This window comes from Peribacillus sp. FSL K6-1552, assembly GCF_038005205.1.
In the GTDB taxonomy this organism is placed as follows: domain Bacteria; phylum Bacillota; class Bacilli; order Bacillales; family DSM-1321; genus Peribacillus; species Peribacillus butanolivorans.
This window is the reverse complement of record NZ_JBBOST010000001.1, coordinates 1,641,424-1,668,203: the sequence shown is the minus strand read 5'-3', so window position 1 is coordinate 1,668,203 and position 26,780 is coordinate 1,641,424. Positions and strand designations below refer to the sequence as shown.

At 38.2% G+C, this 26,780-nt stretch carries 26 protein-coding genes and 1 other annotated feature (1 of these 27 running past the window's edge); of the genes, 7 read left to right on the top strand and 19 right to left on the bottom strand.

Features of this window, described 5'->3' with window-relative positions:
• Nucleotides 1–2: 2 nt before the first annotated feature.
• From NST21_RS08085 to cyoE, 4 genes are all read right to left on the bottom strand, one after another.
• Nucleotides 3–632, bottom strand: coding sequence for a cytochrome (ubi)quinol oxidase subunit III (locus NST21_RS08085; RefSeq protein WP_053345204.1), 630 nt, complete (start codon nt 630–632; stop codon nt 3–5).
• Nucleotides 632–2,503, bottom strand: a complete 1,872-nt coding sequence (ctaD, locus tag NST21_RS08080) for a cytochrome c oxidase subunit I (RefSeq protein ID WP_053345203.1) — start codon at nt 2,501–2,503, stop codon at nt 632–634. The genes NST21_RS08085 and ctaD overlap by 1 nt, the downstream gene beginning before the upstream one ends.
• A gap of 24 nt (nt 2,504–2,527) precedes the next feature.
• Nucleotides 2,528–3,610 carry a cytochrome c oxidase subunit II gene (gene coxB / locus NST21_RS08075; protein ID WP_340888639.1) on the bottom strand — a complete coding sequence of 361 codons (1,083 nt, stop codon included), beginning with the start codon at nt 3,608–3,610 and terminating at the stop codon, nt 2,528–2,530.
• Between the two features lie 267 nt (nt 3,611–3,877).
• Nucleotides 3,878–4,816, bottom strand: coding sequence for a heme o synthase (gene cyoE / locus NST21_RS08070; RefSeq protein WP_340888638.1), 939 nt, complete (start codon nt 4,814–4,816; stop codon nt 3,878–3,880).
• A 621-nt stretch (nt 4,817–5,437) separates the two neighbouring features.
• Here cyoE and NST21_RS08065 point away from each other — a divergent pair.
• Nucleotides 5,438–6,424 carry a COX15/CtaA family protein gene (locus tag NST21_RS08065; protein WP_340888637.1) on the top strand — a complete coding sequence of 329 codons (987 nt, stop codon included), beginning with the start codon at nt 5,438–5,440 and terminating at the stop codon, nt 6,422–6,424.
• Between the two features lie 181 nt (nt 6,425–6,605).
• Here the strand turns inward: NST21_RS08065 and pyc are convergent, their stop codons facing one another.
• Both pyc and NST21_RS08055 read right to left on the bottom strand, forming a co-directional pair.
• On the bottom strand, nt 6,606–10,043 hold the full coding sequence (gene pyc / locus NST21_RS08060; RefSeq protein WP_340888636.1) for a pyruvate carboxylase: 3,438 nt from the start codon (nt 10,041–10,043) through the stop codon (nt 6,606–6,608).
• Between the two features lie 702 nt (nt 10,044–10,745).
• A complete protein-coding gene (locus NST21_RS08055) occupies nt 10,746–11,027 on the bottom strand; it encodes a YlaN family protein (RefSeq protein ID WP_053345198.1) in 282 nt (93 codons plus the stop codon).
• Between the two features lie 247 nt (nt 11,028–11,274).
• Here NST21_RS08055 and NST21_RS08050 point away from each other — a divergent pair, with 247 nt between their 5' ends.
• On the top strand, nt 11,275–11,778 hold the full coding sequence (locus tag NST21_RS08050) for a hypothetical protein (protein ID WP_082612544.1): 504 nt from the start codon (nt 11,275–11,277) through the stop codon (nt 11,776–11,778).
• A 75-nt stretch (nt 11,779–11,853) separates the two neighbouring features.
• Here NST21_RS08050 and NST21_RS08045 read toward each other — a convergent pair whose 3' ends face one another.
• Nucleotides 11,854–13,185 (bottom strand): PhoH family protein, encoded by a 1,332-nt coding sequence (locus tag NST21_RS08045; RefSeq protein ID WP_056526498.1) that lies wholly within the window; start codon nt 13,183–13,185, stop codon nt 11,854–11,856.
• 267 nt (nt 13,186–13,452) lie between these two features.
• On the opposite strand from NST21_RS08045, the gene NST21_RS08040 reads away from it, so the two are divergent.
• From NST21_RS08040 to NST21_RS08030, 3 genes are all read left to right on the top strand, one after another.
• On the top strand, nt 13,453–14,052 hold the full coding sequence (locus NST21_RS08040) for a YhcN/YlaJ family sporulation lipoprotein (RefSeq protein WP_340888633.1): 600 nt from the start codon (nt 13,453–13,455) through the stop codon (nt 14,050–14,052).
• A 162-nt stretch (nt 14,053–14,214) separates the two neighbouring features.
• Nucleotides 14,215–14,415, top strand: coding sequence for a YlaI family protein (locus tag NST21_RS08035; protein ID WP_072272690.1), 201 nt, complete (start codon nt 14,215–14,217; stop codon nt 14,413–14,415).
• A 23-nt stretch (nt 14,416–14,438) separates the two neighbouring features.
• Nucleotides 14,439–14,831 (top strand): hypothetical protein, encoded by a 393-nt coding sequence (locus NST21_RS08030; RefSeq protein WP_340888632.1) that lies wholly within the window; start codon nt 14,439–14,441, stop codon nt 14,829–14,831.
• Nucleotides 14,832–14,868: 37 nt separating this feature from the next.
• Here NST21_RS08030 and NST21_RS08025 read toward each other — a convergent pair whose 3' ends face one another.
• The 3 genes from NST21_RS08025 to typA are packed head-to-tail and all read right to left on the bottom strand — an operon-like array spanning nt 14,869 to nt 17,336.
• On the bottom strand, nt 14,869–15,153 hold the full coding sequence (locus NST21_RS08025; RefSeq protein WP_056527091.1) for a hypothetical protein: 285 nt from the start codon (nt 15,151–15,153) through the stop codon (nt 14,869–14,871).
• Between the two features lie 4 nt (nt 15,154–15,157).
• Nucleotides 15,158–15,466 carry a YlaH-like family protein gene (locus NST21_RS08020; RefSeq protein WP_053345193.1) on the bottom strand — a complete coding sequence of 103 codons (309 nt, stop codon included), beginning with the start codon at nt 15,464–15,466 and terminating at the stop codon, nt 15,158–15,160.
• A 22-nt stretch (nt 15,467–15,488) separates the two neighbouring features.
• Nucleotides 15,489–17,336, bottom strand: coding sequence for a translational GTPase TypA (typA, locus tag NST21_RS08015; protein WP_056526487.1), 1,848 nt, complete (start codon nt 17,334–17,336; stop codon nt 15,489–15,491).
• Nucleotides 17,337–17,460: 124 nt separating this feature from the next.
• Between typA and NST21_RS08010 the strand changes: the two genes are divergently transcribed.
• A complete protein-coding gene (locus NST21_RS08010; RefSeq protein ID WP_053345191.1) occupies nt 17,461–17,643 on the top strand; it encodes a YlaF family protein in 183 nt (60 codons plus the stop codon).
• Between the two features lie 144 nt (nt 17,644–17,787).
• Here the strand turns inward: NST21_RS08010 and NST21_RS08005 are convergent, their stop codons facing one another.
• Both NST21_RS08005 and NST21_RS08000 read right to left on the bottom strand, forming a co-directional pair.
• Nucleotides 17,788–18,591: an inositol monophosphatase family protein gene (locus tag NST21_RS08005; protein ID WP_056526485.1), complete on the bottom strand. Its 804-nt coding sequence runs from the start codon at nt 18,589–18,591 to the stop codon at nt 17,788–17,790.
• A gap of 423 nt (nt 18,592–19,014) precedes the next feature.
• On the bottom strand, nt 19,015–19,212 hold the full coding sequence (locus NST21_RS08000) for a hypothetical protein (RefSeq protein WP_053345189.1): 198 nt from the start codon (nt 19,210–19,212) through the stop codon (nt 19,015–19,017).
• A gap of 200 nt (nt 19,213–19,412) precedes the next feature.
• Here NST21_RS08000 and NST21_RS07995 point away from each other — a divergent pair, with 200 nt between their 5' ends.
• A complete protein-coding gene (locus NST21_RS07995) occupies nt 19,413–20,033 on the top strand; it encodes a YktB family protein (protein WP_340888631.1) in 621 nt (206 codons plus the stop codon).
• 101 nt (nt 20,034–20,134) lie between these two features.
• On the opposite strand, the gene trpA is transcribed toward NST21_RS07995, so the two are convergent.
• From trpA to trpE, 7 genes are read right to left on the bottom strand one after another with little or no spacing between them, the layout of a single operon-like run.
• On the bottom strand, nt 20,135–20,914 hold the full coding sequence (gene trpA, locus NST21_RS07990; protein ID WP_053345187.1) for a tryptophan synthase subunit alpha: 780 nt from the start codon (nt 20,912–20,914) through the stop codon (nt 20,135–20,137).
• A complete protein-coding gene (gene trpB, locus NST21_RS07985; protein WP_053345186.1) occupies nt 20,907–22,112 on the bottom strand; it encodes a tryptophan synthase subunit beta in 1,206 nt (401 codons plus the stop codon). The genes trpA and trpB overlap by 8 nt, the downstream gene beginning before the upstream one ends.
• 4 nt (nt 22,113–22,116) lie before the next feature.
• Entirely contained in the window at nt 22,117–22,731 is a 615-nt protein-coding gene (locus NST21_RS07980; RefSeq protein WP_340888629.1) for a phosphoribosylanthranilate isomerase, read from the bottom strand.
• A 10-nt stretch (nt 22,732–22,741) separates the two neighbouring features.
• Nucleotides 22,742–23,518, bottom strand: a complete 777-nt coding sequence (gene trpC / locus NST21_RS07975) for an indole-3-glycerol phosphate synthase TrpC (RefSeq protein WP_056530518.1) — start codon at nt 23,516–23,518, stop codon at nt 22,742–22,744.
• Entirely contained in the window at nt 23,519–24,541 is a 1,023-nt protein-coding gene (trpD, locus tag NST21_RS07970; RefSeq protein ID WP_056530521.1) for an anthranilate phosphoribosyltransferase, read from the bottom strand. It lies immediately after the preceding gene.
• Nucleotides 24,542–24,569: 28 nt separating this feature from the next.
• Nucleotides 24,570–25,175 carry an anthranilate synthase component II gene (locus tag NST21_RS07965; RefSeq protein ID WP_201181598.1) on the bottom strand — a complete coding sequence of 202 codons (606 nt, stop codon included), beginning with the start codon at nt 25,173–25,175 and terminating at the stop codon, nt 24,570–24,572.
• Nucleotides 25,172–26,566: an anthranilate synthase component I gene (gene trpE / locus NST21_RS07960; RefSeq protein ID WP_340888626.1), complete on the bottom strand. Its 1,395-nt coding sequence runs from the start codon at nt 26,564–26,566 to the stop codon at nt 25,172–25,174. Before trpE ends, NST21_RS07965 begins: the two co-directional genes overlap by 4 nt.
• A 175-nt stretch (nt 26,567–26,741) precedes the next feature.
• Nucleotides 26,742–26,780: a binding site (T-box leader), on the bottom strand; it runs 199 nt beyond the window's last position.

Genomic DNA, 26,780 nt, shown 5'->3' with positions numbered 1-26,780 from the left:
AGTTATCCCACCATTCCCATTAAGTATACGACTGTAAAGATAAACACCCAGACTACGTCAATGAAATGCCAATATAGACTCGCAACATAAAATTTAGGAGCATTATATAAATTCAAGCCCCTTCTTGCATTACGAACCATCAGCGAAATGATCCACATCAAACCGAAAGCAACGTGTCCTCCGTGAAAGCCGACTAACGTATAGAAAGCGGAGCCGAACGCACTACTCGTAAAAGTATGATGATATTCATGAACATAGTGATTAAATTCATAAATCTCAAGACCTAGGAAAGCAAAACCAAGTGCAACCGTAATCACAAGCCAAGCCTGCATTTGTTTAAAGTGATTATTTTTCATATGATACATTGCATACACACTAGTTAATGAACTAGTCAATAACAGCATAGTCGCAACAAAAGTAAGTGGTAACTCGAATAAATCTTTTGCTAGCGCTGCATCACCATTTGGAACTTTATCCTTTAAAGCAAGGTAAGTTGCAAATAGTGAGGCGAATAATACCGTCTCTCCACCAAGAAACAACCAGAATCCCAAATACTTATTTTTACCTTCTAAAGTCGCTTTCTCGGGAGAAGCAGGCCAAGTAGCATCCGTGAATCTTTCATCTGATTGCATTATGCCTTACCTCCCTTATCTTTATCGTCCATAAGGTCTTCTTTATGAATATGGTATCCATGATCGTCTTTAACGGAACGGATTAACATTGAACCAAATGTAATCAAAAGTCCAACAATGATTATAGGTAGGGTCCATGTCTTATCATCCATATTATATAAAGCACCGAATGCGGCTACAAATAAACCGAAAGCAATCGTTAGAGGAAGAATAGATGAATTTGGCATATGGATATCCCCAAGTGGTTCTGCAGGAGTCATTTCCGTTTTCCCTTCCATTTTTTCAACCCAGTAAGGATCTAAACCACGCACAAGCGGAAGTTGTTTGAAATTATAAAATGGCGGTGGTGATGGAATAGCCCATTCAAGCGTACGACCATCTCCCCATGGATCATTGCCTACTTTTTCATTTTTCACAGATGTAATGATTATATTGATGACCATTACCAAGACACCAAATGCCATTAAGAAGGCTCCAACGGTACTAATCATATTACCTGTATTGAGACCTTGATTGTCCAAGAATGTAAATACGCGACGAGGCATCCCCATCAGCCCTAAGAAATGTTGAATAAAGAATGTTAGATGGAAACCAATCAAGAACGTCCAAAATGTGATTTGTCCCAATTTTTCATTTAACATAGTTCCAAACATCTTCGGCCAATAGAAATTGATTCCAGCCAATAAACCTAATACAACCCCACCGACAATTACATAGTGGAAATGGGCAACAACGAAATAACTATCATGGTATTGATAATCAGCAGGTGCGGATGCGAGCATGATACCTGTTACGCCACCCATGGTAAATGTAGGAATAAAGGCAACTGCATAAAGCATTGGAACCGTGAACTTGACGCTTCCTCCCCACATCGTAAAAATCCAGTTGAATATCTTAATACCTGTTGGTACAGCGATAGCCATGGTAGCCACCGCAAAGATTGCATTTGCGATAGGACCTAAACCAGTGGTAAACATATGATGGGCCCAAACCATGAAACCTAAGAAACCGATTAAAACGGTTGCAAATACCATCGATGAATAACCAAATAATCTTTTTCTAGAGAATGTCGCAAAAATTTCAGAAAAAATACCAAACGCCGGAAGAATCAGAATATATACTTCTGGGTGACCGAATATCCAGAATAAATGCTCCCAAATAATCGTATTACCTCCAGCTGCTACATCAAAGAAATTCGAGCCAAACATCCGGTCAAACATCATTAACACTAATCCTACAGTAAGTGGAGGAAAAGCAAATAATATTAATGCAGAAACAACAAACGTTGACCATGTAAACAGCGGCATACGCATGTAGGTCATACCAGGCGTACGCATATTTATAATGGTTACAAGGAAGTTGATCCCTGCAATTAATGTTCCCAGTCCGGATATCTGTAATCCTAGGACGTAAAAATCAATACCATGGCCTTCAGAGTGCAGAGAAAGTGATGCATACGATGTCCAGCCTGCATCAGGTGCTCCTCCTAGAAACCATGAAAGATTTAAGAATATACCCCCAAAGAAAAATAACCAAAAACCTAATGAGTTTAAAAATGGGAACGCAACATCACGAGCCCCTATTTGTAATGGCACAACTGCATTCATAACAGCGAATACTAATGGCATGGCTGCCAGGAAAATCATCGTCGTGCCGTGCATGGTCAAAATTTCATTATAAAATCCGGCACTTACGAAGTCATTATTTGGGATTGCAAGCTGGATACGAATAAACATCGCTTCCAAACCGCCGATCACAAAGAACAATCCGCCAGAAATAAGATATAAGATGGCGATTTTCTTATGGTCTACCGTTGTCAGATAATCCCAGATCGTAGCGCCAAATCCTTTTTTATTAGCGTACGTACTCACGATTTAACCTCCTTAATCAATGTTCTATTTTCCTTCCACCTTCAGCTGTAAAAGATAAGCTGCTAGTGCATTAATTTGTGAATCTGAAAGTTCACCGTAAGTACCGGTCATCGTGTTACCCGGTTTATACTTCTCAGGATCCTTGATCCAATTTTTCACATTTTGTTCAGTATGATCCAAAACTCCAGCTACTTTCTCACGTTCACCAAATGTAGCCAGATTCGGAGCTTGACGGGCAGCCTCAGGTCTACTGTCATTAGGTGTAACCGCATGACAACCGATACAGCTTTGGTTAAAGACGTCTTCACCCTGTTTTGCTAAATCACCAGTAACAGCGGGTTCTTTTGCAGACTTCATATCTTTAGTCCATGCTTCAAAGTCGGATTTAGATTTTGCTACCACCTTAAAATCCATCAAAGCATGGGAAGGTCCGCAAAGCTCAGCGCATTTCCCGTAAAATAAATTGTTCGAATCTTCTGCCTTTTTACTATCGAATTCTAAGAAAAACTGATTAACTCCATCTGTATTTGTATCCATCTTTCCTCCGGCAGCCGGTACCCAGAATGAATGCTTAACATCTGAAGCAGTTAAATTGAAATACACTTTTTGGTCAGTTGGTACGACCAAATCCTGACTTGTAACAACACCAAGGTCTGGATATTCAAACTCCCACCAATAAAGGTTCGCCCTAACATTTACTACAAGTGCGTCCTTCGTCTTTCCATCCTTATCTTTCTTATCCATTGCTTTTGTGTCAGCTAAGTCAAAAGTTGTGACGACAGTTGGAACAGCCAGAACAATTAAAAGAAGGATAGGAATAACAGTCCAGATAATTTCAAGTTTATGACTTCCTTCAATTTGTTTCGGTATTGTTTCGTCGCCTTCCTTTCGGCGGAAGCGCAGTAACACTACAACGAACAAAATAACCACAACAATAATAACCAGTACCATGATTAACGTACTCAATATCAGTAAATCATACTGAGATTGCGCAACATTGCCAGCTGGCTTCAGCGCGGATAGGAATGGTTCGCCGCAGCCCGAAAGGACAAGTCCTACAATACCCAGCAAAGCAATTAGGCGCCATTTGTGCAGCCTTTTTTTCATAGCTTCAGAAACCCCTCTTTCGTCAAAATTTTCTCACAAAAATAAAAATGGGCGCAATTGCGAATATTCTCTCTATGTTAATTTCTAAAAAAAGAAAGAATCCCTAATCTAAGGAATTATTAAAATGGCTCATGTAACCGCTCTTATGAAGTACTCTCTTGATGCGTTCTAAGTTTATATGTATGGTTGGCGGTTAGTGGACAATTATTGATAAGTAAGCTGCAGCCTGTCAAAGAACAGGCTGCAATATACATTATTTAACTAATACTAAATGAGTGTGACAATAACCATCGCTACAAATAAAATGGTCATATAGTTTAAAGAATATACAAACATGGATGTTGCCCATTTAACATCATCTTTCTTTCTATACCCTTTTATTCCCAAAACAAGCCAACCTGTGCTCAATAAAGCAGCCAGAACAACTAACGGAGTACCTAAAGGTGTTAAAAAGAAAGGAATAAACATTAATACAATAATCCATAACATAATCGATCTTTTTGCGGCCTTGAACCCTTTTACAACTGGAAGCATTGGCACTCCCGCTGCACGGTATTCTTCGACACGTCTCATTGCAAGCGCATAAAAATGAGGAGGCTGCCACAAAAACATAATAGCGAACAAAACCCACGCTATAGTATCAAGACCAGGATCAACGGCAGCCCAACCAATAAGTGGAGGAACTGCACCGGAAATGCTGCCTATAATTGTATTTGAGACAAATCTCCGCTTAAAAACCATAGTATATAAGACAACATAGGCAAATACGCCAAATGCACCGATTATGGCAGTTGTCATATTAGTCAAAGCGAGTAAAATTAGTCCAGCAGCAATCAAGCCAAAGCTTAACACCAATACCTTTGAAGGCTGTACTTTTCCAGTTACTGTTGGCCGATTTTTCGTTCTTTCCATTAAATGATCGATATCACGATCATAGTAATTATTAAAACTGCAAGATCCAGCCATAATGAGCGCCGAGCCTGCAAGCGTATAAAACACTACATCAAGATTACTTAAGAAGCTAAGCCCTGAAAAATGAAGGGCTAACCATACTCCGGTAAAAGCTGTAATTATATTTGAATTGACAATCCCCACTTTAATAAGTGAGAGAAAATCCTTCCAAACTGTTGTTTCTGGTATATCCGATTGAAGGGCGGCTTTACTGTCCTTCATGACAGCTTCTGACATACCCCTTGTTTCTGACATTTGTTTTCCTCCTTTAAATCATTCACCAAAGACGCAAATGTAAAAAAAGTTACTTACGATACTATAGAACATTATTTCATACTTTTCGATATTTGTAACCAAGGAAGCGTAAACAAAAAGTAAACTATTTACCAATGACCGTTGTCAATGGAATCCTTTGAGAGCTTTTATTCTTTATATCATGCTTAATAACAGTAAAATTTAGTAAAATCATTTCTTCAATATATTAAAACACATTTTTGGAAGCTTTTGTGAAATTTTTTCGGATAATTTTTGACCAATTTGTGTCGCATGAATTTTACTGTGTTTGCTGGTGTTTCATGTCTTTTATTAATAACATACATAGTCAGTTATTATCATCATCTCCTAGGCTATATCTCTATTTTGCTCCTACTTAAAGATTTACACTCCCTTTATTTCTATCAAAGTCTCTTGTAACTTTCAACTATTTCAGGCGTTTTATTTAATAGGTATAATATTAACTGAACTTGTAAAATCATTCTATTTTGTGTAATATCAAGAAAGTTCGACAAATATTTATGCAATATCTTATGCTATTATTAAAGTATGAAATTTATGGAACTAACTAATTTGGCTCCAGAGAAAAAGGTGGGACTTCTAGTGAAATCGTCTCTTAAATGGTTTGCTGTTTTAACTACGATTGTAATGCTTTTCATCTTACTTGGTGGAGCTTTAGTCACTAAGACGGATTCCGGCATGGGATGTGGCAGGTCCTGGCCATTATGTAATGGCCAATTGATCCCTGACAAAATTACGCTTGAATTAGTTATTGAGTTTTCCCATCGACTTGTTTCAGGTGCTGGAGGATTCATGGTTTTAATTTTATCTTATATGTCTTGGAGAAAAATAGGGCATATTCGTGAAGCACGCTTTTTATCTGTTATTTCTTTTAGTTTTCTAGTTCTTCAAGGGCTTATTGGAGCAGCAGCGGTTCTTTGGTCACAATCTGATTTCGTTCTGGCTCTCCATTTTGGTATATCACTAATCTCCTTTGCTTCTGTCTTTTTATTAACACTTTTGATTTTTGAAGTAGACAAGAAGTTCGAAGCTGAAAAACTTATAGTTGATAAGCGGATGAGATTTCATATTATTGGCTTACTAATTTACAGCCTAATAGTCGTATATACGGGTGCACTTGTGAGACATACAGAATCTAGTTTAGTCTGTAAGGATTGGCCTTTATGTGTAAATGACAGCCTTGCACTCCCTTCAAACCTTTATGAATGGGTTCAGATGGGTCACAGGGCCATTGCTGGGGCAATATTCATTTGGGTATCTTACGTGGCATTTATTGCACATAAATATTACAAACATCAAAAAGTAATATATGGCGGTTGGATTGCTGCATTCATTCTCGTTTTTTTACAAGTTACCGCTGGAGCCTTTATTATTTTTTCACGACAGAATTTATATATTGCATTGGCACATGCACTATTCATAGCTTGCTTTTTTGGCGTAATGAGCTATTTAATGCTGCTGACTTCTAGAAGCAAAAAAAATGCATTAGCCATTAAAAAAGGGAGTGCAACACATACCGTCAACGGACAGGATGAACAAGAAATAACACCAACCATACCCGCTCGTTAATGTCTGATTGTTCAATTAATAGATTCAAAAAAAGCCATCATTCCTCAGAATGATGGCTTTTTTGTATAAGAAAGACAAATTCGATGTAACCAGCTTAACCCAAAGGAGGGCATACAGCAGCTTGAAATCTCAAGGGTACTAATATGCCCAACTTCGATAACAATATCCTTAGTCAGTGGTATTACTTAGTTATTTCAATCAACAAATCACCAGTACTAATCGCTTCACCATCTTTAACATAGATGTCTTTAATAGTCCCAGAGAATGGCGCCTGCACGGTTGTTTCCATTTTCATGGCTTCCGTAATTATTAGGTGATCACCCTGCTTAACTTGATCCCCTTTTTCGACGACAACACGAATTACCGTACCAGGCATTGTTGCACCGATTTGCTCTTTATTTTTTGAGTCTGCTTTCACTTTGGATTGAACAGAAGATTTAATGTTTTCATCCTTAATGATTACTTCACGAGATTGACCATTCAATTCAAAATACACAACTCGAGTTCCATCAGCCAATGGTTGACCGATTGATACTAATTTAACGATAAGCGTTTTACCCTTTTCAATTTCAACTTCGATTTCTTCCCCTAATCTCATGCCATATAAGAAAGTGGCCGTATCAAGGTTTGAAACATCGCCGAACAATTCAATAGTTTTATTGTAATCCAAGAATACTTTTGGATATAGAGCATATGCAAGTACATCGAAGTCTGTGACAGCACGTCCCAATTCATTGAACAATTCTTCTTTTAAAGCGCCAAAATCTACGTCTTCCAACAATTCACCTGGTCTTACAGTAATAGGTTTTTTGCCTTTCAGGATAACTTCCTGAAGCTCTTTTGGGAATCCTCCAACCGGTTGTCCTAAATAGCCTTCGAATAACTCTATTACGGAATCAGGGAAATCAATGGTTTGGCCTTTTGTAAGGACATCTTCTTCAGATAGGTTATTTTGCACCATAAATAAGGCCATGTCTCCTACAACTTTAGAAGACGGCGTTACTTTAACGATATCTCCGAACATTGCATTAACGCGCTGATACATTTCTTTAACTTCATGCCAGCGTTCTCCTAGTCCTACAGCCTTAGCCTGCTGCTGCAAATTACTGTATTGACCTCCAGGCATTTCATGTTTGTATACTTCAGTATGAGGTGCATTCATACCACTTTCGAAGTCATGATAAAATTTCCTGACTTCTCCCCAGTATTCGCCTAACCGCTCTAGTGAATCAACTTCCAATTTAGGCTGTCTGCTTGAGCCTTCTAATGCATATTGAAGCGTTTGTACACTTGGTTGTGAAGTCAATCCTGCTAGAGATCCAATCGCCGTATCAACAATATCCACGCCAGCTTCAATCGCTTTTGAATACATGTAAATTCCATTTCCGCTCGTATCATGAGAATGCAGATGGATTGGAAGGGAAGTTGTTTCTTTCAATTCTGATACCAGACGGTAAGCAGCCTCCGGTTTAAGAAGTCCTGCCATATCCTTGATAGCTATAATATGAGCACCGGCATGTTCCAACTCCATCGCCATATTTTTATAGTACTCGATATTATATTTGCTACGTGACGGATCATTTAAATCCCCAGTGTAACAGATGGCCGCTTCAGCAATTTTACCCGATTGACGGACTGCATCTATTGCCACTTCCATACCTTTTACCCAGTTTAAACTGTCGAAGATCCGGAAAACATCAATTCCTGCATCCGCTGATTTCTCAACGAATTCGCGAATGACATTGTCTGGGTAATTTTTATAACCCACTGCATTTGAAGCCCTTAATAGCATTTGTAAAAGCACATTCGGTGCTTTTTTTCTAAAGCTTAATAGACGGTCCCATGGATCTTCTTTCAAGAACCGATAAGCTACATCGAAAGTTGCCCCGCCCCACATTTCCATAGAAAACAAATTAGGAAGAAGTTTCGCCGTAGGCTCAGCGATATCAAGAATATCTTTCGACCTAATTCTCGTTGCCAATAAAGATTGATGTGCGTCACGGAAAGTCGTATCAGTAATCAATACCTCTTTCTGATCTTTAATCCAATTAACAAGCCCCTCTGCACCTTGTTGTTCCAGAATATTCTTCGTACCCGAGATAAGCGGAAGTCCGCCAACATTTGGAATTGGCGCTAAATCGAAAACAGGTTTTTTCTTTTTTTCCACTCCCGGGAATCCATTTACCGTAACATTACCGATATATGAAAGCATTTTTGTCCCACGGTCTTTTCTGACTGGGAAGGTAAATAGTTCCGGTGTTGAATCAATAAAGGAAGTATCGTATTCACCACTAATGAAATTCTCATGTTTTACAACATTTTCAAGGAATGGAATATTCGTTTTAATTCCACGAATCCTGAATTCTTTAAGGTTACGAACCATTTTTGATGCAGCCTGTTCAAATGAAAGCGCATGTGTCGAAAGTTTAACGAGAAGTGAATCATAATATGGTGTGATAACAGCCCCTTGGAACCCATTACCAGCGTCCAAACGAACACCAAAACCTCCACCAGAACGATACACCATCATTTTTCCAGTATCCGGCATAAAATTATTCAATGGATCCTCAGTTGTTACCCGTGACTGTATTGCAAAACCATGTGTTTTAATACCAGCTTGTTCAGGAATCCCAATCTTTTTACCATGAAGTTCATGTCCTTCAGCAATCATGATTTGTGATTGAACAATATCGATACCTGTAATCATTTCAGTAATGGTATGCTCAACCTGTACCCTTGGATTGACTTCAATAAAGTAAAATTCACCATTTGCAACAAGGAATTCGACAGTACCCGCGTTGACATAGTCAATATTTTTTGACAATTTGACTGCTGCCTCACAAATTCTTTCACGTAAGTCTTCAGAAAGCGAAACAGAAGGTGCCACTTCTACAACTTTTTGATGACGTCTCTGAACAGAACAGTCACGTTCGTATAAATGCACGATATTCCCGTGAGTATCAGCCAAAATTTGAACTTCAATATGTTTTGGATTTTGAATAAATCTTTCTACATAGACTTCATCATTACCAAAGGCTGCTTTGGCTTCAGATTTTGCGCGATCATAAGCCTCTTCAACATCTTCAACTTTCTCAACGATTCGCATTCCGCGCCCGCCGCCGCCTAGAGACGCTTTTATAATAATTGGAAAACCGTATTGTTCACCAAATTCTTTCACTTCTACCACACTTGTTACAGGACCTTCGCTACCCGGGATGACCGGAATATCAGCTAGTTCTGCTTGTGTTCTTGCTTTTACTTTGTCTCCAAACATATCTAGGTGCCTTGATTCTGGTCCGATGAAGATAATGCCTTCTTCTTCACAACGTTTAGCAAAATCAATGTTTTCTGAAAGGAAACCATAACCAGGATGAATCGCATCGACTCCGCTCATCTTAGCAATTGCAATAATACCTTCAATATCCAGGTATGCATCAATCGGCTTTTTGCCTTCCCCAACTAGGTATGCTTCATCCGCCTTATATCGATGGTAAGATCCATAATCTTCTTTTGAATAGATTGCAACTGTACTAATATCTAATTCCGTACACGCCCGAAAAATCCGAATCGCTATTTCTCCACGATTTGCCGCAAGTACTTTTTCTATACGTTTCACCATTGCTACCACCCTAATCAATATGTATTTTTATTGAATATATAGAAAAAAAGCGTGATAAACTTCACAACTTTTTATTCACACGTTTATTTCTCCAACAAAGGAGACAGTCCTATTAAAATCGTTGTTCCTCAACATAATTATATTTCGATATATTTTTCAGTTATGCATTTATACGTTTCTGAAAAATAAATACACAAAAATAGAAACTTTGCCAATTAGTTAAAATACATTGAAATTATTATAATATACTATCAATATGTTAACTTTGTATTTTTTCAACAATTAATATAACCATAATACTAAAATAAACTGAATACAATAAAAAAATAAAAAATTATGTATATTCGTATAAAAGCACAAGGATTTTCCGTCTTTTGCCCCCTCAATATCTATAGTTCTAGAACTAAAGATTCAATACTGATTGAAGATCATCTGACAATCTGCACAAGTTTACTCCATTTTTCTATTTATGAAAAAAGAGTTCATCAACTAAAATGCGAATTCGAATATGTGGTGATAGATTTTCCCGAAATTATTTCTATTAACATTCCATACCCAATAAAAAAAGCTCATTTTGAGCTTCAATCGCACTAATTAGTATAACACTATTGAATTATAGTATAACACTATTACCTATTATTGTATATAAATAAAAAACTCAAACAATCATCGAGATTTGTTTGAGTTAGTATGTTTTGTATATTATTTTTTTAATGATGCTTCATGCAAAACTGACAATTGCTTTTCAAGAGTTTCCAAAAGGGACTTGCCCTCTGTATCCTCTACTAAGCCTAAACGTACGGCGAAATCAATTTCTCGTGATAGACCGAACATTTGTGTATCAAGTACCTCTTCGTATAAAGGACATTGAGGCATAGTGAGATTCTCCATTTGAACTTTTATCAGTTTTAGAATCTTGTCAGCATCTGCTTTTAATAAAGCATAAGCTTTTTCTCGATGATTGACAAGCATATCAGATGCCATGTTAAATCCCCCCGCTCAGAGCGATTATATCTTAACTTATCTTATCATTAAATTCTACCTTTTGTTGTATGAAAAAGCAAGGACATTGACAAACAAATTGAATAATCCAAACACTGAAATAACACAATCTGCCTCTATACTCATAAACCCGGCAGTAGATATAATCGCTATCCTAGATAATGTGACATTTCTTATATAATTGATTATACTTATATAAGAATGTGAGCAACAGAAAGGAATGAGATATTTGGAACCCATCGTGTTTATTAATGGAAAAGTGAAATATCCAATTACTCTAGATCCTGGAGTGTGGATTTTTGATGACCGTAAAATTGAAATCGATACATACTTCAATGCTGAGAGAGTTCAAGTCAATGAATTAGAAGAGTATACAATTGCAGCGTCCAAACATTGGCAAAAGGAAATTCAAGAGGGCGCTACCATGCCTCCTACATTAAAAACGGAACGAAAGTTTGAGAAGCAAAGATTGATGGAGGGGACTTTTGGCATTCCTTTTGAACCTTTTTTGAAAAACGCCGAACCTGAAATAGGTGTAACAGAAGTTATTGTTACAACTGATGAAAAAGAACTAACTTTTCCATTCGAAGTAGCGCTAGAATTTTTCCTTGGCTTTTCCAAGGATGGAAAACCAATTAAAGTAACCGAGGGCGGACCTATGGAAATTTATTTTGGAGATGCCTCTAATATCAATAATCCAATTAAAAATGTACGCTCTTTCACTGTTAAATAAAAGAACATTCACCATGTTTTAGTAGCCTGAATACATTATTTAAAACGACAAGGGAACTTTCCCTTGCCGTTTTTTTTATAAAAGTGTAGCAGCAAGCTGAGCTAAACCGGATCGTTCTCCTTTTATCAGTTTAACATGGCCGGCAATACGCTCGGTCTTAAATTTCTCTACAACGTAGGTCAAACCATTATTATATTCATCTAAATAAGGATGGTCGATTTGTTCCGGATCCCCCATCAAAACAATTTTACTTCGTTCCCCTACTCTTGTTAATATAGTCTTCACCTCATGTTTCGTTAAATTCTGCGCTTCATCTATGATGATGAACTGATCCGGAATACTCCTGCCTCTGATATAGGTTAAAGCTTCTACTTCAATCGAACTCATGCCAGCTAGAATAGCGTCCAATTCCCCTGGTTTTTTCGTATTGAACAAATATTGCAGATTATCAAAAATAGGTTGCATCCAAGGTCTAAGCTTCTCTTCTTTTTCCCCGGGTAAATAACCAATATCTTTACCGACCGGAACAATAGGCCTAGCTACTAGAAGCTTCTTATATTGAGATAAATCTTCTGTTTGCATCAATCCTGTTGCCAATGCCAATAGCGTTTTTCCTGTCCCAGCCTTACCAATAAGCGTCACAAGCTGAATGTCAGAACGAAGTAACAAATCAAGGGCCATCGTCTGTTGAACGTTTCTCGGCTTAATTCCCCAAATATGTTCTCCTTCATACATTAGTTTCTTAACATATCTGCAGTTCTCATCTACAATCCCAATCGCTGAGGCTGAACTTCCCAATGTATCCTTCATCAGCAAGAATTGATTAGGGTAGTATAAATCTTTTGTCAGTTCTTCAAGCTTAAGATGACTTTTTTCATAAAACTTATTCAGATTGTCAATCGACACAAAAACTTCTTTATGCCCCCCATATATATGGTCCATTTCAACAACACGATCATTTAAAAAATCCTCTGCCTCAAGCCCTATCGCATCAGCTTTTACACGCACTAGAGTATCTTTACTGACAAGAATGACCGTCTTCCCATCTTCCTTCGTTTCTTCCTCTAAGGATAAATTTTTTGCAACTGCTAATATTCGATTATCATTTGTTTTCTCCACGAAAATTTCCTGAAGTTTATGAAATGAACGATGATTAAGTTCAATTCTTAAGCTACCTCCATTATGAAGCTGAACGCTTTGATGAAGCTTTCCTTTTTCACGAAAGCTATCGATCAATTTTGATACCTGCCTGGCATTTCTTCCGATTTCATCCATATACCTTTTTTTCGAATCCAATTCTTCTAAAACAACTGCTGGAATGACTACTTCATTATCTTCGAATGAGTAAATCGCATACGGATCCTGCAACAGGACATTCGTATCTAAAACATAGATTTTTTTCCCCAATATGACGCCTCCTGCCTGCTCTTTATCGGATATGTCTTACCATTGACTGCACTCAGCAGTTATGTAGCGGACGAGACTGTTGATAAAATATATGTTCCTTTGCATAAAGATAGAAGAACATTTACAGACTATAAAGAAAACTTCCTGCAAAGTGAGCTTTGATCATATGGAACACAGCAGGTTTACTGCAATTTATGCATCAGACTTAGTTGGAGTGGACAGGCTGTAATTAACGGAAAGGTAATTTCCTAAAAGGAGGATGGACATTTGCGGAAACTTATTTTATCTCTTGCTACTGTTCTGTTAATGACAGGCTGCTCGATGAATAATGATAATGAAGAGTCACAAGATAACACAAAAAGTAATCTAACTAAAGTTAATAATTCGTCTGTTCAGGAAACGGATAGAAAAACTGGTCAGCAAACAGCAAAAAGACTCACTGGTCTGGCTAAATCTATTCCCGAGGTGAATGATGCCACTGCAGTCGTTCTTGGCAAATATGCCATAGTCGGAATTGATATTGACCAAGACATTGAACGTTCACAGGTAGGAACGATTAAATACTCGGTTGGTGAAAGCTTAAAAAATGATCCAAACGGAGCAAATGCTATCATCGTCGCTGATCCTGATATAAATGAACGAATTAGGGAGGTGGCTAAGGATATTAACAACGGTAAACCTGTAAGAGGAATACTAAATGAACTGGCTGACATCACAAGTCGAGTCATTCCTGAGGTTCCAGGTGATATTTTGACCCCAACGCCCACAAAGATCATTGAAAACGAAAAGGCTAAACTTAATGATAACAAGGAAAGAAAACAGCTTGATGAGGAGCAAAATGATCAATCTAATCACTATAAAGAGTAAATAACCCCAACCCGAAGAGACCTTCGGGTTTTTGTCTTTTATAAAGTCATAACCTTAATAATGATTAGTCACTCACATGTAAGTTTCACTTTATCCTCGTTTTACCATAAAAATATTGGTATACTTAAAAGCATATTGAAATTGAAGTGAGGTTCAAATAATATGAAGGTTAAATGTGTAATATGTGATCAAATTGAATCTATACCAGACGATAGTCCAGAAGCAAAGAAACTTCGTAACCGTCCTATACATACCTATATGTGCAATACATGCAATCAACGCATAGAAGAGCGTACAAACGAACGGATTGCCACTGGGAATTTCCGTCTTTACCGCACTATCAAAAATGAAGATGAATGGTAAAACATTAAAAAAGGTGTGTTTGATTGGTCCTGATTAATGGGATCATGCTCGGCTTCTTAATGAAGTGGATGGAAATGTATTCAGGAAAACAAGTGTATCAGCTTTTATTAAATGTAGATTTCCTTCCAGTAATCGGGGCAATCCCCTGGAGTGAGGCAACGTTGTTCCTTTTCCATCTCCTTGTCTCACTTACAATTACTTTTAGTTATGTATATATCCTTCATACTTGGAGCATATTTCGCAAATGGAAAACATACACACTTGCTATTTGCATCATCACTCCTGCGATCCTGCTTTATTTTCCATTATCCTTGCTTTCACAAACGGAAGTTGCCCATCCATTCGATCTGGCTGCTTTCTTTTTGTGGTCTCTCTTACATCTTATTTACGCGCTATTTCTTCCAAAAGCAATATAAAAAGAACCGTGCGAAATTCGCACGGTTCTTTTTATCATCACTCGATATTTTTATACTTATCTGGTTCTAGTTGTATTTGATCCAACATAATATCAATCAATTCAATAGGAAAACGTTGCTTTTTCATTTCGTCTCCTATTAGAAACTCAACGAAATAAAAAGGTTCTATTTTTGAAACGGAATCAATGATTACTTGATGATCATTTTTCAGCATCTGCATGAAAAACATTTCTGTATCGCGCGCAGCTGAATCATCAGGTCTTGCATCACAGACAACTCTAATCGTCAACCAATTGTATAAAGCATCTTGTAATGATTTCATCATCTTATGCCTGTTCTTCTTTTCTCGAATTATGAAGACGAATTCTATAAATCCCTAGAACAAGCGATGCGATGACTAATGCTTCCCCCATTGGCAGAAACACTGCAAAGAAAGAAAGAAGGGTACACCCAAGTGCCATTACCGCGTAAATAATCACATTTTTTAGCAAAGGTAACTTTTTGGCAAAACCTAGCTGATAGACAAGGATGCATAATCCAAAAATCGTTAAATATAAATACCACATTCCTGCTTCAGGATTTTCATCCACTCTGTACAAAGCTGCAAAAAATGATAATCGCTCTTGGATATCCAATCTTTTCTCCTCCTCTTGCTATTTATTTTTCTTCAACAGCAACTTTTTTTCTTTTAGCTGCTCTTTCACGTTCGTTTTTATCAAGAATCTTTTTACGAAGACGGATTGATTCCGGAGTTACTTCACAGTACTCATCGTCGTTCAAATACTCTAGAGCTTCTTCAAGAGACATAATTCTTGGTTTTTTCATTGAAGAAGTTTGGTCTTTATTAGCTGAACGCATATTTGTCATTTGTTTCGCTTTTACGATATTAACAGTCAAATCGCTATCACGGTTATGTTCTCCGACAATCATACCTTCATAAATATCCGTACCTGGCTCAATGAAAATGACACCGCGGTCTTCTACTTGCATCGTACCATATTGTGTAGTTTTTCCAGATTCCATTGATACAAGTACACCTTGACGTCTTCCACCGACTTGACCTTGGGCCATTGGTTGGTAGCTGTCAAATGAGTGGTTCATGATACCATAACCACGTGTAATTGTTAAGAACTCAGTAGAATAACCAATAAGTCCACGAGCTGGGATCGTGAATAGTAAACGAACTTGACCACTTCCGCTATTAATCATATCTAACAATTCGCCTTTACGAGCTCCCATGGATTCCATGATAGAACCAGTGTGCTCTTCAGGTACATCGATTTGAACACGTTCAACTGGCTCACAACGCACTCCATCAATCAAACGTACGATAACTTCAGGTTTAGAAACTTGCAGTTCATAACCTTCACGTCTCATGTTTTCAATTAAGATAGAAAGGTGAAGCTCTCCACGACCTGAAACAATCCAGACATCTGGAGAATCTGTATTTTCAACTCTTAAGCTAACATCAGTTTGCAATTGGCTTTTCAAACGCTCTTCAATTTTACGAGCTGTTACGAATTTACCTTCACGGCCTGCGAATGGGCTGTTGTTTACAAGGAAAGTCATTTGTAATGTTGGCTCATCGATACGTAGAATTGGAAGGGCATCAGGATGTTCAATAGGACAAACTGTTTCCCCAACGTTAATATCTTCCATACCAGAAACAGCAATTAAATCACCGGCAACAGCTTCTTGGATTTCAACTTTTTTCAAGCCAATATAACCAAAGATTTTCGTTACACGGAATTGCTTAACCGATCCATCAAGTTTCATTAATGAAACTTGTTGACCTACATGCATTTTCCCACGGAATACACGGCCAACACCAATACGTCCTACATAATCATTGTAATCAAGTAAAGCCACTTGGAATTGAAGTGGTTCATCAGTGTTATCAATTGGTGCAGGGATCGTTTCGACGATTGTTTCGAATAATGGGGTCATGTCTTTTTCTTGTTTGGTAGGATCTGAATCCAAGCTTGCTGTACCAGCAATACCTGAAGTAAAGACAACAGGGAATTCTAATTGTTCTTCTTCAGCTCCAAGTTCGATGAATAAGTCAATTACTTCGTCCACAACTTCGTTTGGACGGGCAGAGTCTTTATCAATTTTATTCACGACAACGATTGGCGTGATTTTTTGTTCCAATGCTTTTTTCAACACGAAACGAGTTTGCGGCATACATCCTTCATATGCATCAACAACAAGTAAAACACCATCAACCATTTTCATGATCCGTTCTACTTCACCACCAAAGTCGGCATGACCAGGTGTATCCAAAATATTGATTCTTGTATCTTGGTATTGAACTGCTGTATTTTTCGCAAGAATCGTAATTCCGCGTTCTTTTTCAATAGCATTAGAATCCATCGCACGTTCTTCCACATGTTCATTTTCACGAAATGTACCAGATTGCTTAAGCAACTGATCCACTAAAGTTGTTTTCCCATGGTCAACGTGGGCAATGATGGCTATATTACGAATATTTTCTCTTAATTTCAAAAAATTCACTCCTAAAAAAGTTTGTGTATAACGTATCACTAGTATTAACTTACATATTATATCACAAACATAGTAGAAACAAATACAGAAATTATGTACAATAGATATATTAGGGGTGATATTAATGAATATTAAATGGAATTTCTTAATATTAGCGATACTAGCAGCATCCAGTATTGGCTCTATAGGCATCTTTATTGCTGAAAAAAGCTTACTTGGAATTTTAGCTGCAATCGTTGTACTTTGCGGGATTATGGGGTTTGGCTTCACTCAAAAGAAAAAATTACGCGAAGCAGGAAAGTTATAATATAAAAAACTCGCTGTAAAAAGCGAGTTTTTTTTTGCTAATTTTTTCAAGTGAAATATATTCTCCACTCTCCTGAGTCTTTGGTCTCACTTTGTCCATTTTAATATCCTTTTTGAACATTACCAATGACTTAGGTCAGGGGTATTAAAGGCTAGTATTACCTGTTAAATATTTCTCGAAAACCTCTTTGTGCAGTCCAGGCTTAGAGACAAATAATGAATCTCCCTCTAAAAAATCCAATTTTTTATCAGTTATATTGCTTACTTCTCCGCCCACTTCCTCAACCAGTAAAACTCCACCGGCAAAGTCCCAAGGCATAAGCCGCATAGTTATATAAGCATCTAGCCTGCCTGCAGCCACGTATGCTAACTCCAATGCTGCTGAGCCATACGAACGGGTCCCGCGCGCATCCCGCACAAGCGGGGCTAGAAGACTCGGATCAATCCGGCGATTTTCCGTTACCCAGCTTGCATTCATGGAAAGGATGGCTTTGCTAACCGATACCTCTTTCAGCGGAGAGAGTCTTTGATCGTTCATAAATGCCCCCTCCCCTTTAATTACATGGTACAGTTCATCATTTACGACATCATAAACCATACCAATTTTCCCGATACCATCCTCATAAATCCCAAGAGAAATCGCAAAATTCCGCTGTTGATGAATAAAGTTCAATGTTCCATCAATTGGATCAAGAATCCACACCGTTCCTTTTAAATCTTTTATCTCATTACCCATTCCCTCTTCCCCAAATATACGATGTTCGGGAAAAGTTTCGGTAATTTTATCGCAAAAAAACGTTTCTATTGCCTTATCCATATTGGTAACCAAATCATTAGGATTCGTTTTAATTTCAATATTCAGCTTGGTTTCAAAGGACGCTCTCAGCTTCGACCCTGCTTCTTTCATCCATAATTTCGCATATGTATCCATTTCCTTAACCGATGCCATTATAATATCCCCGTCCTTTGTAATCAGAAACTACACTAACATGCTCTACTAAAGATTAAAGCAAATATATCAAGTCTTCAAGTTTTTAACATCATAAATTTACCAATTTTTATAATACCTTTGAAAAATAAGGGTTATTTAATTCACGATTCTTCACTCCATTTAAGCTTATAAGCTAATTATCCTCATGCATAAAAATTTTTTTGTATACTTTTGATAATTTTTTTCCTAATTAACAGGAAAGTAGTCCATTTTAAAAGTCAAAGACCAGCTTTTACTACTATTTTGTTCATTTAACGAAAAACGGACACATTATTTTTTATAAATAAGTGTCCGTTCATCATCTATAATAGAATTTCTTGTATTGAATTTGATTCATTTCGTTCATTAATTCTCCTTCACGATCTCTGCAGCTTTATCATTTTACAAGGCTTTAAGTTTTAGCAATTCTAACCGGATACGCTCAAGCCTTTGCTTGCATTGTGACCTCTTTTGATCATTCTCTTCACTAATTGCTTCAAAAAGGGTTGCTAATTCATAGTCCATTTCCATTCTTAACACTGCAGCTCTATGTCTTTCAACTTCTTTAGCTTTTAATGCTTGGTTCATGACTTGTTTCATAATTAACATTCTCCCTTCGTTAATTAACTTAATTTTCTGAATTTATTTTATTTTATCATATGTCTTCCTACCACAAATAGCAACTAATTTGTTCTTTAAACTTAAAGGAATTTTTCGATAATGAACTAAATCGTTATTTTTTAATTATTACTTTTACTTATGCTACAATATGTGCAGATATTACGGTAGGAGAGATGATAATGAATATAGCAAGTTTTTCAGCTGATGATTTTAACGTTTTTAAAATTGATGGATTGGAACCGCGAATGGATGCTTTAAAAGAGCAGATCCAACCCAAGCTACAAGCACTTGGTGAGCACTTTTCACAACAATTATCTGTGATGACCGGTGAAGAGATGTTCCCTCATGTTGCTAAGCATGCTAGAAGGAAAGTAAACCCTCCTAACGACACTTGGGTTGCCTTTGCTGCCAACAGCCGAGGTTATAAAATGATGCCACATTTCCAAATTGGTTTGTGGGAAACACATATGTTCATTTGGTTCGCAGTCATTTATGAAGCTCCTAATAAAGTTGAAATCGGGAGGCATCTAGAGCAAAAAGCGAAGCAATTCATAAAAAATATTCCCTCTCATTATGTTTGGTCGATGGATCATACGAAACCTGAAGTAATCCCTCATGATGGCCTTTCGGTTGATGATTTGAATTCAATGTTTAATCGTTTACAGACCGTAAAGAAAGCTGAAATTCTTTGCGGGATAAGAATTTCTCGCGAAGAAGCCATTCAATTAAATGAAGATGATTTCATTAAAACCATTAATGATGCTTTTGAGCATCTTTTACCCTTATATAAATTAAAATAAACCACATATTCCACGTATTGCATTGGAATTAGTAGATGAATAGAGCATTCATACTTAAATATAAATAAAGAAAAGGGAGAGCCATTAAGGCTCTCCTTTTCTTATTTTTGCACCAATTCTTTACTTGCTTGTATCAATTCACTTATTTGATTTTCTTTACCCGCTTCAAAGCATTCGATTATCTTGCTTCCGACGATGACACCATCGCAGGATTGTACCGTATTGCGGACATGATCTGGAGTAGAGATGCCAAATCCGGCAAGAACAGGAACAGGGCTTAGGTCTTTTACCTGTTTTAAATAGCCTCCGAGTTCTCCTCCAAAGGCATCACGGGTCCCCGTAATGCCCTTAACAGTCACAGCATAGATAAAACCCTCTGCCCCTGCCGTAATCTGAGTAATCCGTTCTCTAGAAGACGTGAGCGTCACGAGACGGATCAGTACAATCCCTGCAGTTTTTATAGTTGAAAAGACAGCTTCTTCTTCAATTGGCAAATCAGGGATGATACATCCGGCGATTCCTGCCTGAAGACAATCTTCTGTGAATTCTTTAAGGCCATATGCCATAATAGAATTTGCATACCCCATTAAAATGATTGGAATGTTTACATCGCCTTTGATTTCAGTCACTTTTTTTAGGATATCTTTTAAAGTTGTACCATTCTCCAAAGAACGGATTCCCGCCTGTTGGATAACCGGTCCATCAGCAACAGGGTCAGAGAATGGGATACCTAATTCGACAGCTGTTGCCCCGCTTTTTTCAAGGAATATAAGTTGGCTCTTTAGCCGTTCAAGACCGCCATCTCCTGCCATAATGTAAGGAATAAATGCTTTTTCTCCCCTAGATTCACATTCCTGCAGCGCTTTTGTTAATTTATTCATGTTCGCTACCCCCTAATATAGATTGGACCGTTTCAACATCCTTATCGCCACGACCAGATAAGCAAATCACCAAGCCTGTCCCTTTCTCCATTTCTTTGGCAAGTTTTAAACCGTAGGAGATGGCATGTGAACTTTCCAATGCAGGTATGATCCCTTCTTCCTTTGAAAGCAATACGAGAGCTTCTAGGGCTTCTTGATCGGTAACTGAAGTATATGTCACACGATTTGTATCTTTTAGAAAACTGTGTTCCGGTCCAACCCCCGGATAATCTAACCCTGCTGAAATCGAATGTGCCTCCTGAATCTGGCCGTCTTCGTTCTGCAATACATACATGAATGCCCCATGAAGCACCCCTGGCTTTCCTTTTGTTAAGCTTGAAGCATGTAACGGTGTATCAAGACCATGACCTGCTGCTTCTACTCCATATAATTTAACCGTTTCATCCTCAATGAATGGATAAAACATACCCATTGCATTGCTGCCACCTCCTATGCAAGCGACTATGGCATCAGGAAGGGCATGTACCACTTCGGAATACTGACGCTTCGTTTCCTTGCCAATCACGCTTTGAAAATCGCGTACAATAACAGGGAATGGATGAGGCCCAAGGACTGACCCCATAATATAATGAGTGTCTTCCACATTAGCTACCCAGTACCGTAACGCCTCATTGACTGCATCCTTTAGTGTCCCGCTTCCTTGTGATACAGATATGACCTTGGCACCCAGAAGTTCCATCCGGAAAACATTTAATTTCTGTCTCCTGATATCTTCCTCTCCCATAAAAATGATGCACTCTAACTTCAGCAAAGCACAAACTGTCGCCGTTGCCACTCCATGCTGTCCTGCACCTGTTTCGGCAATGACTTTTTTCTTGCCCATTTTTTGTGTCAACAAAGCCTGACCAATCGTATTATTGATTTTATGGGCACCCGTATGATTTAGGTCCTCACGCTTCAGATAAATATCGGCACCACCAGCAAGTTTCGTTAAATTTTCTGAAAAATAAAGGGGCGTTTCACGACCAATATATTGAGTAAGGTAGTAATTCAGTTGCTTTTGGAATTCTGGATCTTTTTTTGATTGTTCATATACTTCTTCAAGCTCTGTTATTGCCGCCATTAAGGTTTCCGGAACAAAACGGCCACCATATGCTCCAAAATGACCAGTTTGGTCGGGCTGTGTATAAGTACTCATCTATTTATTCCTCTTTTCCGGCTGTATTTTTCGCCTTAGTAATAAAAGCTTTTATTTTTGCAGCATCCTTTAATCCATTTGTTTCGACACCACTCGCTACGTCAACTGCGAATGGTGATACGGCAGTAATCGCTTTTCCGACATTTTCTGAAGTCAATCCTCCAGCTAGAAAAATTTTCTCCTTTGGTAAGCCCGCTTTACGAAGCATATCCCAATCCAAAGTCATTCCCTTACCAGAATTTCCTTTAAGAAGATCTACTAATAGAAAATCAGCCGGATAATCGTGAAGGCTTTCAAGATCTTTCTCTGACTGGATGGCAAAGGCCTTAATAACCGGGAGAGGCATACTCTCAGCAAAACTGGCAGACTCGTTACCATGCAGCTGAATATAATCCAATCCGGCAATTTCAGCACTTCGTATCACTTCTTGTTCGGTTTGATTAGCAAACACTCCGACTTTTTTTACGTGTGCAGGGAGATTCCCAGCTATTTCACATACTATTTCCGGATGAACTTTCCGGCTACTTTCCGCAAAAATGAACCCAATAAAGTCTGCACCGAATGTTACAGCTGTCTGAGCCGCTGCTAATGTCTTTATCCCACAAATTTTTACAAACATATTAATCTCCTTATAAACTCATTTGCAGTTCTGCCATCGTATTTGAAAGGTTAGGTGATATCATTAATGTTTCTCCAACTAAAATGCCCCTCGCCCCTGCTTCCCTCACACGCTGTACGTCTTCTTTTGTCTTGATTCCACTTTCGCTGATAATGATGTGGCGTTTTGGATCAAGTAGCTTCGCAAGTCGTTCCGTAACCGCCAAATCCACTTCGAATGTTTTTAAATTTCGATTGTTAATACCTATCAGCTCTGCATTAAGCTCAAGTGCTTGTTTTAACTCGGCTTCATCATGGACTTCCGTTAATACATCAAGCCCTTTATGTTTTGCATATTGATATAAATCATGAAGGCGTTCTTTTGAAAGAGCTGCCACAATTAATAGAATGATAGTCGCACCAGCTTGATAGGCACGGTCGATTTGGATTTCATCAATGATGAAATCTTTACATAACCTTGGAATTTGTATAGCCTGGCTCACGTTTTTTAAATCGGCAATTGACCCTTTAAAGAAAACCTCATCCGTCAATATCGATATGGCTGCGGCTCCGCCTTTTTCGTAAGAAAGAGCCTGCTCGATTGGATCGACATTCATTTTAATGTCTCCTTTTGATGGGGATGCGCGTTTAATTTCCGCGATAACCGCGATTGATTTCGCCGTTTTCAATTTTTCTACAAGAGAAGGTCTGACTGTATTGATCATTTCCACATCATCTAAACCCATTTCTTTTAACTGTGCTACTTCTACTTTTTTCTGTTCAATAATTTTCGTTAAAATATTATCCATTTACATTACCACCTTATTTCTGTTGCCATAGGCAATTAGATTTTCTAATTTTTTAAGAGCCGATCCGCTGTCCAGACTTTCTTCAGCCATGGTAATTCCTTTTTTGATCGTTGCTGCCGTTCCATGGGCGTATAAACCCAAACCTGCATTCAATAAAACGGTGTCACGATATGCACCTTTTTCTCCTTTTAAGAGGCGGAGCATAATATCAGCATTTTCTTTTGCATCACCGCCACGGATTGCGTCATTTCCGTAAATCGGCAAATCCACTTCCTCAGGATGGAGTGTAAAAGGGATAATATCCCCTTGCTCCAGAAGCACGAGTGAATTTTCTCCCTGTAGGCTGGCTTCATCCATAAAACCTGCACCATTGATGACAACCGCACGTGTTCTGCCTAATTTATGAAGTACTTCTGCAAATAGCTCGAGCATATCACGGCGGTTAATACCTAATAATTGTGTATCAAGCTGAACGGGATTCGTTAATGGTCCTATCAGATTAAATATTGTCGGGATTTTCAATTCTTTTCTCACTTTCATGATTCGGGCAATATTAGGGTGAACAGAAGGGGCAAATAAGAAAGTGATTCCATTTTCCTCTAACAGTTCTTTCATCATTTCTGGTTCTAAGAACAAATTAACCCCAAGCTCTTCCAAAACATCTGCACTTCCTGTTTTACTTGAAATGCTGCGGTTTCCATGTTTGGCAACCTTAACACCTGCACCAGCCAGCACGAAGGCTGAAGCGGTACTAATATTGAAGCTTTGTGAGCCATCTCCACCAGTTCCGCAATTATCCATCACATTAAGGCAGTTTGTTTTCACACTTCTTGCTTCTTTTCTCATGACTCGGACAAGGCTTGCAATTTCACCTGCCGTTTCACCTTTTGCTTTTAGAGCAATAATGAAAGCCGCCATCTCGCTTTCCGTAATATCTGTAGAAAATAACGCTTGGGCTGCTATACTCATCTCATCTTCCGTCAATGTTTGACGCTCTGCTAACTTTTCTAAATACTCCTTCACTACAAACTCCCCCAATTGTTTTTTGTGATTATAAAATGGATTCTTTCTTCTCTAATTGATATGTCTCGGCAATCTTATAAAATTCATGTAATAGTTCCTTACCGATTTTCGTTCCAATAGATTCAGGGTGGAATTGTAAACCGTAAAGCGGATAATCTTGATGTTTTAAAGCCATGATTTCTCCATCATCCACTGCGCTCGCCGTCACAGTTAATTCATTAGGTAAGCTTTCCCTTTCAACTACTAAGGAATGGTAACGCATCACTGGAAATTGTGGATTCTGATTGACAAATACCCCTGTTCCGTCATGTTCGATAACCGATGTTTTGCCGTGCATGATATATTTGGCCCCAATCACATTTGCCCCAAAGGTTGCACCAATAGCCTGATGCCCAAGGCAAATACCTAAAAGCGGAAGCTTCTTATAAAAAGAACGTATGATTTCCATGCTAATTCCAGCATCTTCTGGACGGCCTGGCCCTGGTGAAATAACGATTGCCTTTGGATTCATTTCCTCAATTTCAGCAATGGTGATTTCGTCATTTCTTTTCACGATGATTTCTTTTTCTACTTCCCCTAAATATTGATAAAGGTTATAAGTAAACGAGTCATAGTTATCAATTAATAAAATCATTTTGTGTTAACCTCCATGAGCGCTCGTGCTTTATTTTGTGTTTCCTCATATTCTGTTTTTGGATCTGAATCATATACAATTCCTGCTCCGGCCTGTACATACGCACTGCCATCTTTTATGATCATCGTCCGGATTGCAAGAGCCATATCCAAATCTCCACCAAAACCGATATATCCTATCGCCCCTGAATAGATCCCGCGTTTACAATTTTCAAGTTCGTTAATCAACTCCATTGCCCTAATTTTAGGGGCTCCTGAGACAGTACCTGCAGGAAGACATACCGTTAATGCATCTAAACTAGTGAATCCTTCCTTAAGTTCTCCGCTAATCTTTGAGGCAATATGCATGACATGTTGATATCTTTGAATTTCCATTTCCTCGGTAAGGTGGATTGAGCCTATTTCACAAACCCTCCCAAGATCATTTCTTCCGAGGTCAACAAGCATTCTATGTTCAGCTAGTTCTTTTTCATCCATAAGCAGGCTTTTTTCCATGCCTTTATCTTCTTCATCCGTCTTCCCTCTTGGTCGTGTACCGGCAATGGGGTTAACATGAACCATTCCTGCTGAAACACTGATCAAACTTTCAGGGGAGGAACCTATAATTGTATAGTCACCAAATTCGATATAAAACATATAGGGAGATGGGTTGGCTAAGCGGAGACGGCGGTAAGCATCGAAAGGCTCTCCATCAAAGTCGGCCTGAAACCTTTGTGACAAGACGACTTGGAAAACTTCACCTGCTACAATCGCTTCCTTTACTTCAAGTACCATTTTCTCGAATTCATCCTGGCTGAAATTAGAATTAAATTCTAAATATTCTGACGATATATCCTTTGACGGTTTACTTTGCCGATTGATTTTCTCCTTCATTCCCATTAAGCTTTTTTCGCTTTCCTCTTCCGCAGTCAAAAGATGAATTTTTTGAAGTACATGATCAAATATATACAGTTCCTTAAAGAAAAGGAAATGAGCATCCGGCATTTGAAGAGAATCAGGTGGCACCGGACCGATGTTTTCATAAAGACGAATAATATCATAGCCCATATACCCGATTGCCCCACCATTAAATGGCGGAAGATGAACTGGGGAATCTTCTATTTCTACCAACAATTGATTTTTCAGAAATTCAATGATATTGATGTTCCTTACGAGTTTCTCACCTGTATTAGAATCCTTCACATATACTTGATTACCTAATGACGTCACCTCCAAATATGGGTTTGATCCTAGATAGGAGTAGCGACCATTATCATGATGTGAATTCGAACTTTCCAATAAAAACTTCTTTTCATCATCCAATTTTTGAAAAATGGCAATCGGTGTATGAATATCCCCTTCAATCGTTTCCATTTTGAAACGGAGTATCTTTTTTTCATCCAAATGATTCATCTAATATTACCTCCTAATTTTCAATCCAATAATGAAAACTTCCGATTGCTATACCTTTAGGCAAACATATTCGGAGTTGTGTTTATATTTTTTCTCTAAAATCTTTCTCCAGTTCATCTTCACAAAAATTGTAAATGCATAAAAAAAGCCCCCTGCAAACACAAATTATGTGTCTGCAGAGGACGGTATACCGCGGTGCCACCTCAAGTTGGAA

Excerpts from the sequence above, each read along its gene's own strand:
- NST21_RS08085 (WP_053345204.1), bottom strand. The coding sequence starts at position 632 with ATGCAATCAGATGAAAGATTCACGGATGCTACTTGGCCTGCTTCTCCC.
- coxB (WP_340888639.1), bottom strand. The coding sequence starts at position 3,610 with ATGAAAAAAAGGCTGCACAAATGGCGCCTAATTGCTTTGCTGGGTATT.
- cyoE (WP_340888638.1), bottom strand. The coding sequence starts at position 4,816 with ATGTCAGAAACAAGGGGTATGTCAGAAGCTGTCATGAAGGACAGTAAA.
- pyc (WP_340888636.1), bottom strand. The coding sequence starts at position 10,043 with ATGGTGAAACGTATAGAAAAAGTACTTGCGGCAAATCGTGGAGAAATA.
- NST21_RS08055 (WP_053345198.1), bottom strand. The coding sequence starts at position 11,027 with ATGGCATCTGATATGCTTGTCAATCATCGAGAAAAAGCTTATGCTTTA.
- NST21_RS08035 (WP_072272690.1), top strand. The coding sequence starts at position 14,215 with ATGAAGGTTAAATGTGTAATATGTGATCAAATTGAATCTATACCAGAC.
- NST21_RS08025 (WP_056527091.1), bottom strand. The coding sequence starts at position 15,153 with ATGAAATCATTACAAGATGCTTTATACAATTGGTTGACGATTAGAGTT.
- NST21_RS08010 (WP_053345191.1), top strand. The coding sequence starts at position 17,461 with ATGAATATTAAATGGAATTTCTTAATATTAGCGATACTAGCAGCATCC.
- NST21_RS08005 (WP_056526485.1), bottom strand. The coding sequence starts at position 18,591 with ATGGCATCGGTTAAGGAAATGGATACATATGCGAAATTATGGATGAAA.
- NST21_RS08000 (WP_053345189.1), bottom strand. The coding sequence starts at position 19,212 with ATGAAACAAGTCATGAACCAAGCATTAAAAGCTAAAGAAGTTGAAAGA.
- NST21_RS07995 (WP_340888631.1), top strand. The coding sequence starts at position 19,413 with ATGAATATAGCAAGTTTTTCAGCTGATGATTTTAACGTTTTTAAAATT.
- trpA (WP_053345187.1), bottom strand. The coding sequence starts at position 20,914 with ATGAATAAATTAACAAAAGCGCTGCAGGAATGTGAATCTAGGGGAGAA.
- trpB (WP_053345186.1), bottom strand. The coding sequence starts at position 22,112 with ATGAGTACTTATACACAGCCCGACCAAACTGGTCATTTTGGAGCATAT.
- NST21_RS07980 (WP_340888629.1), bottom strand. The coding sequence starts at position 22,731 with ATGTTTGTAAAAATTTGTGGGATAAAGACATTAGCAGCGGCTCAGACA.
- trpC (WP_056530518.1), bottom strand. The coding sequence starts at position 23,518 with ATGGATAATATTTTAACGAAAATTATTGAACAGAAAAAAGTAGAAGTA.
- NST21_RS07965 (WP_201181598.1), bottom strand. The coding sequence starts at position 25,175 with ATGATTTTATTAATTGATAACTATGACTCGTTTACTTATAACCTTTAT.
- trpE (WP_340888626.1), bottom strand. The coding sequence starts at position 26,566 with ATGAATCATTTGGATGAAAAAAAGATACTCCGTTTCAAAATGGAAACG.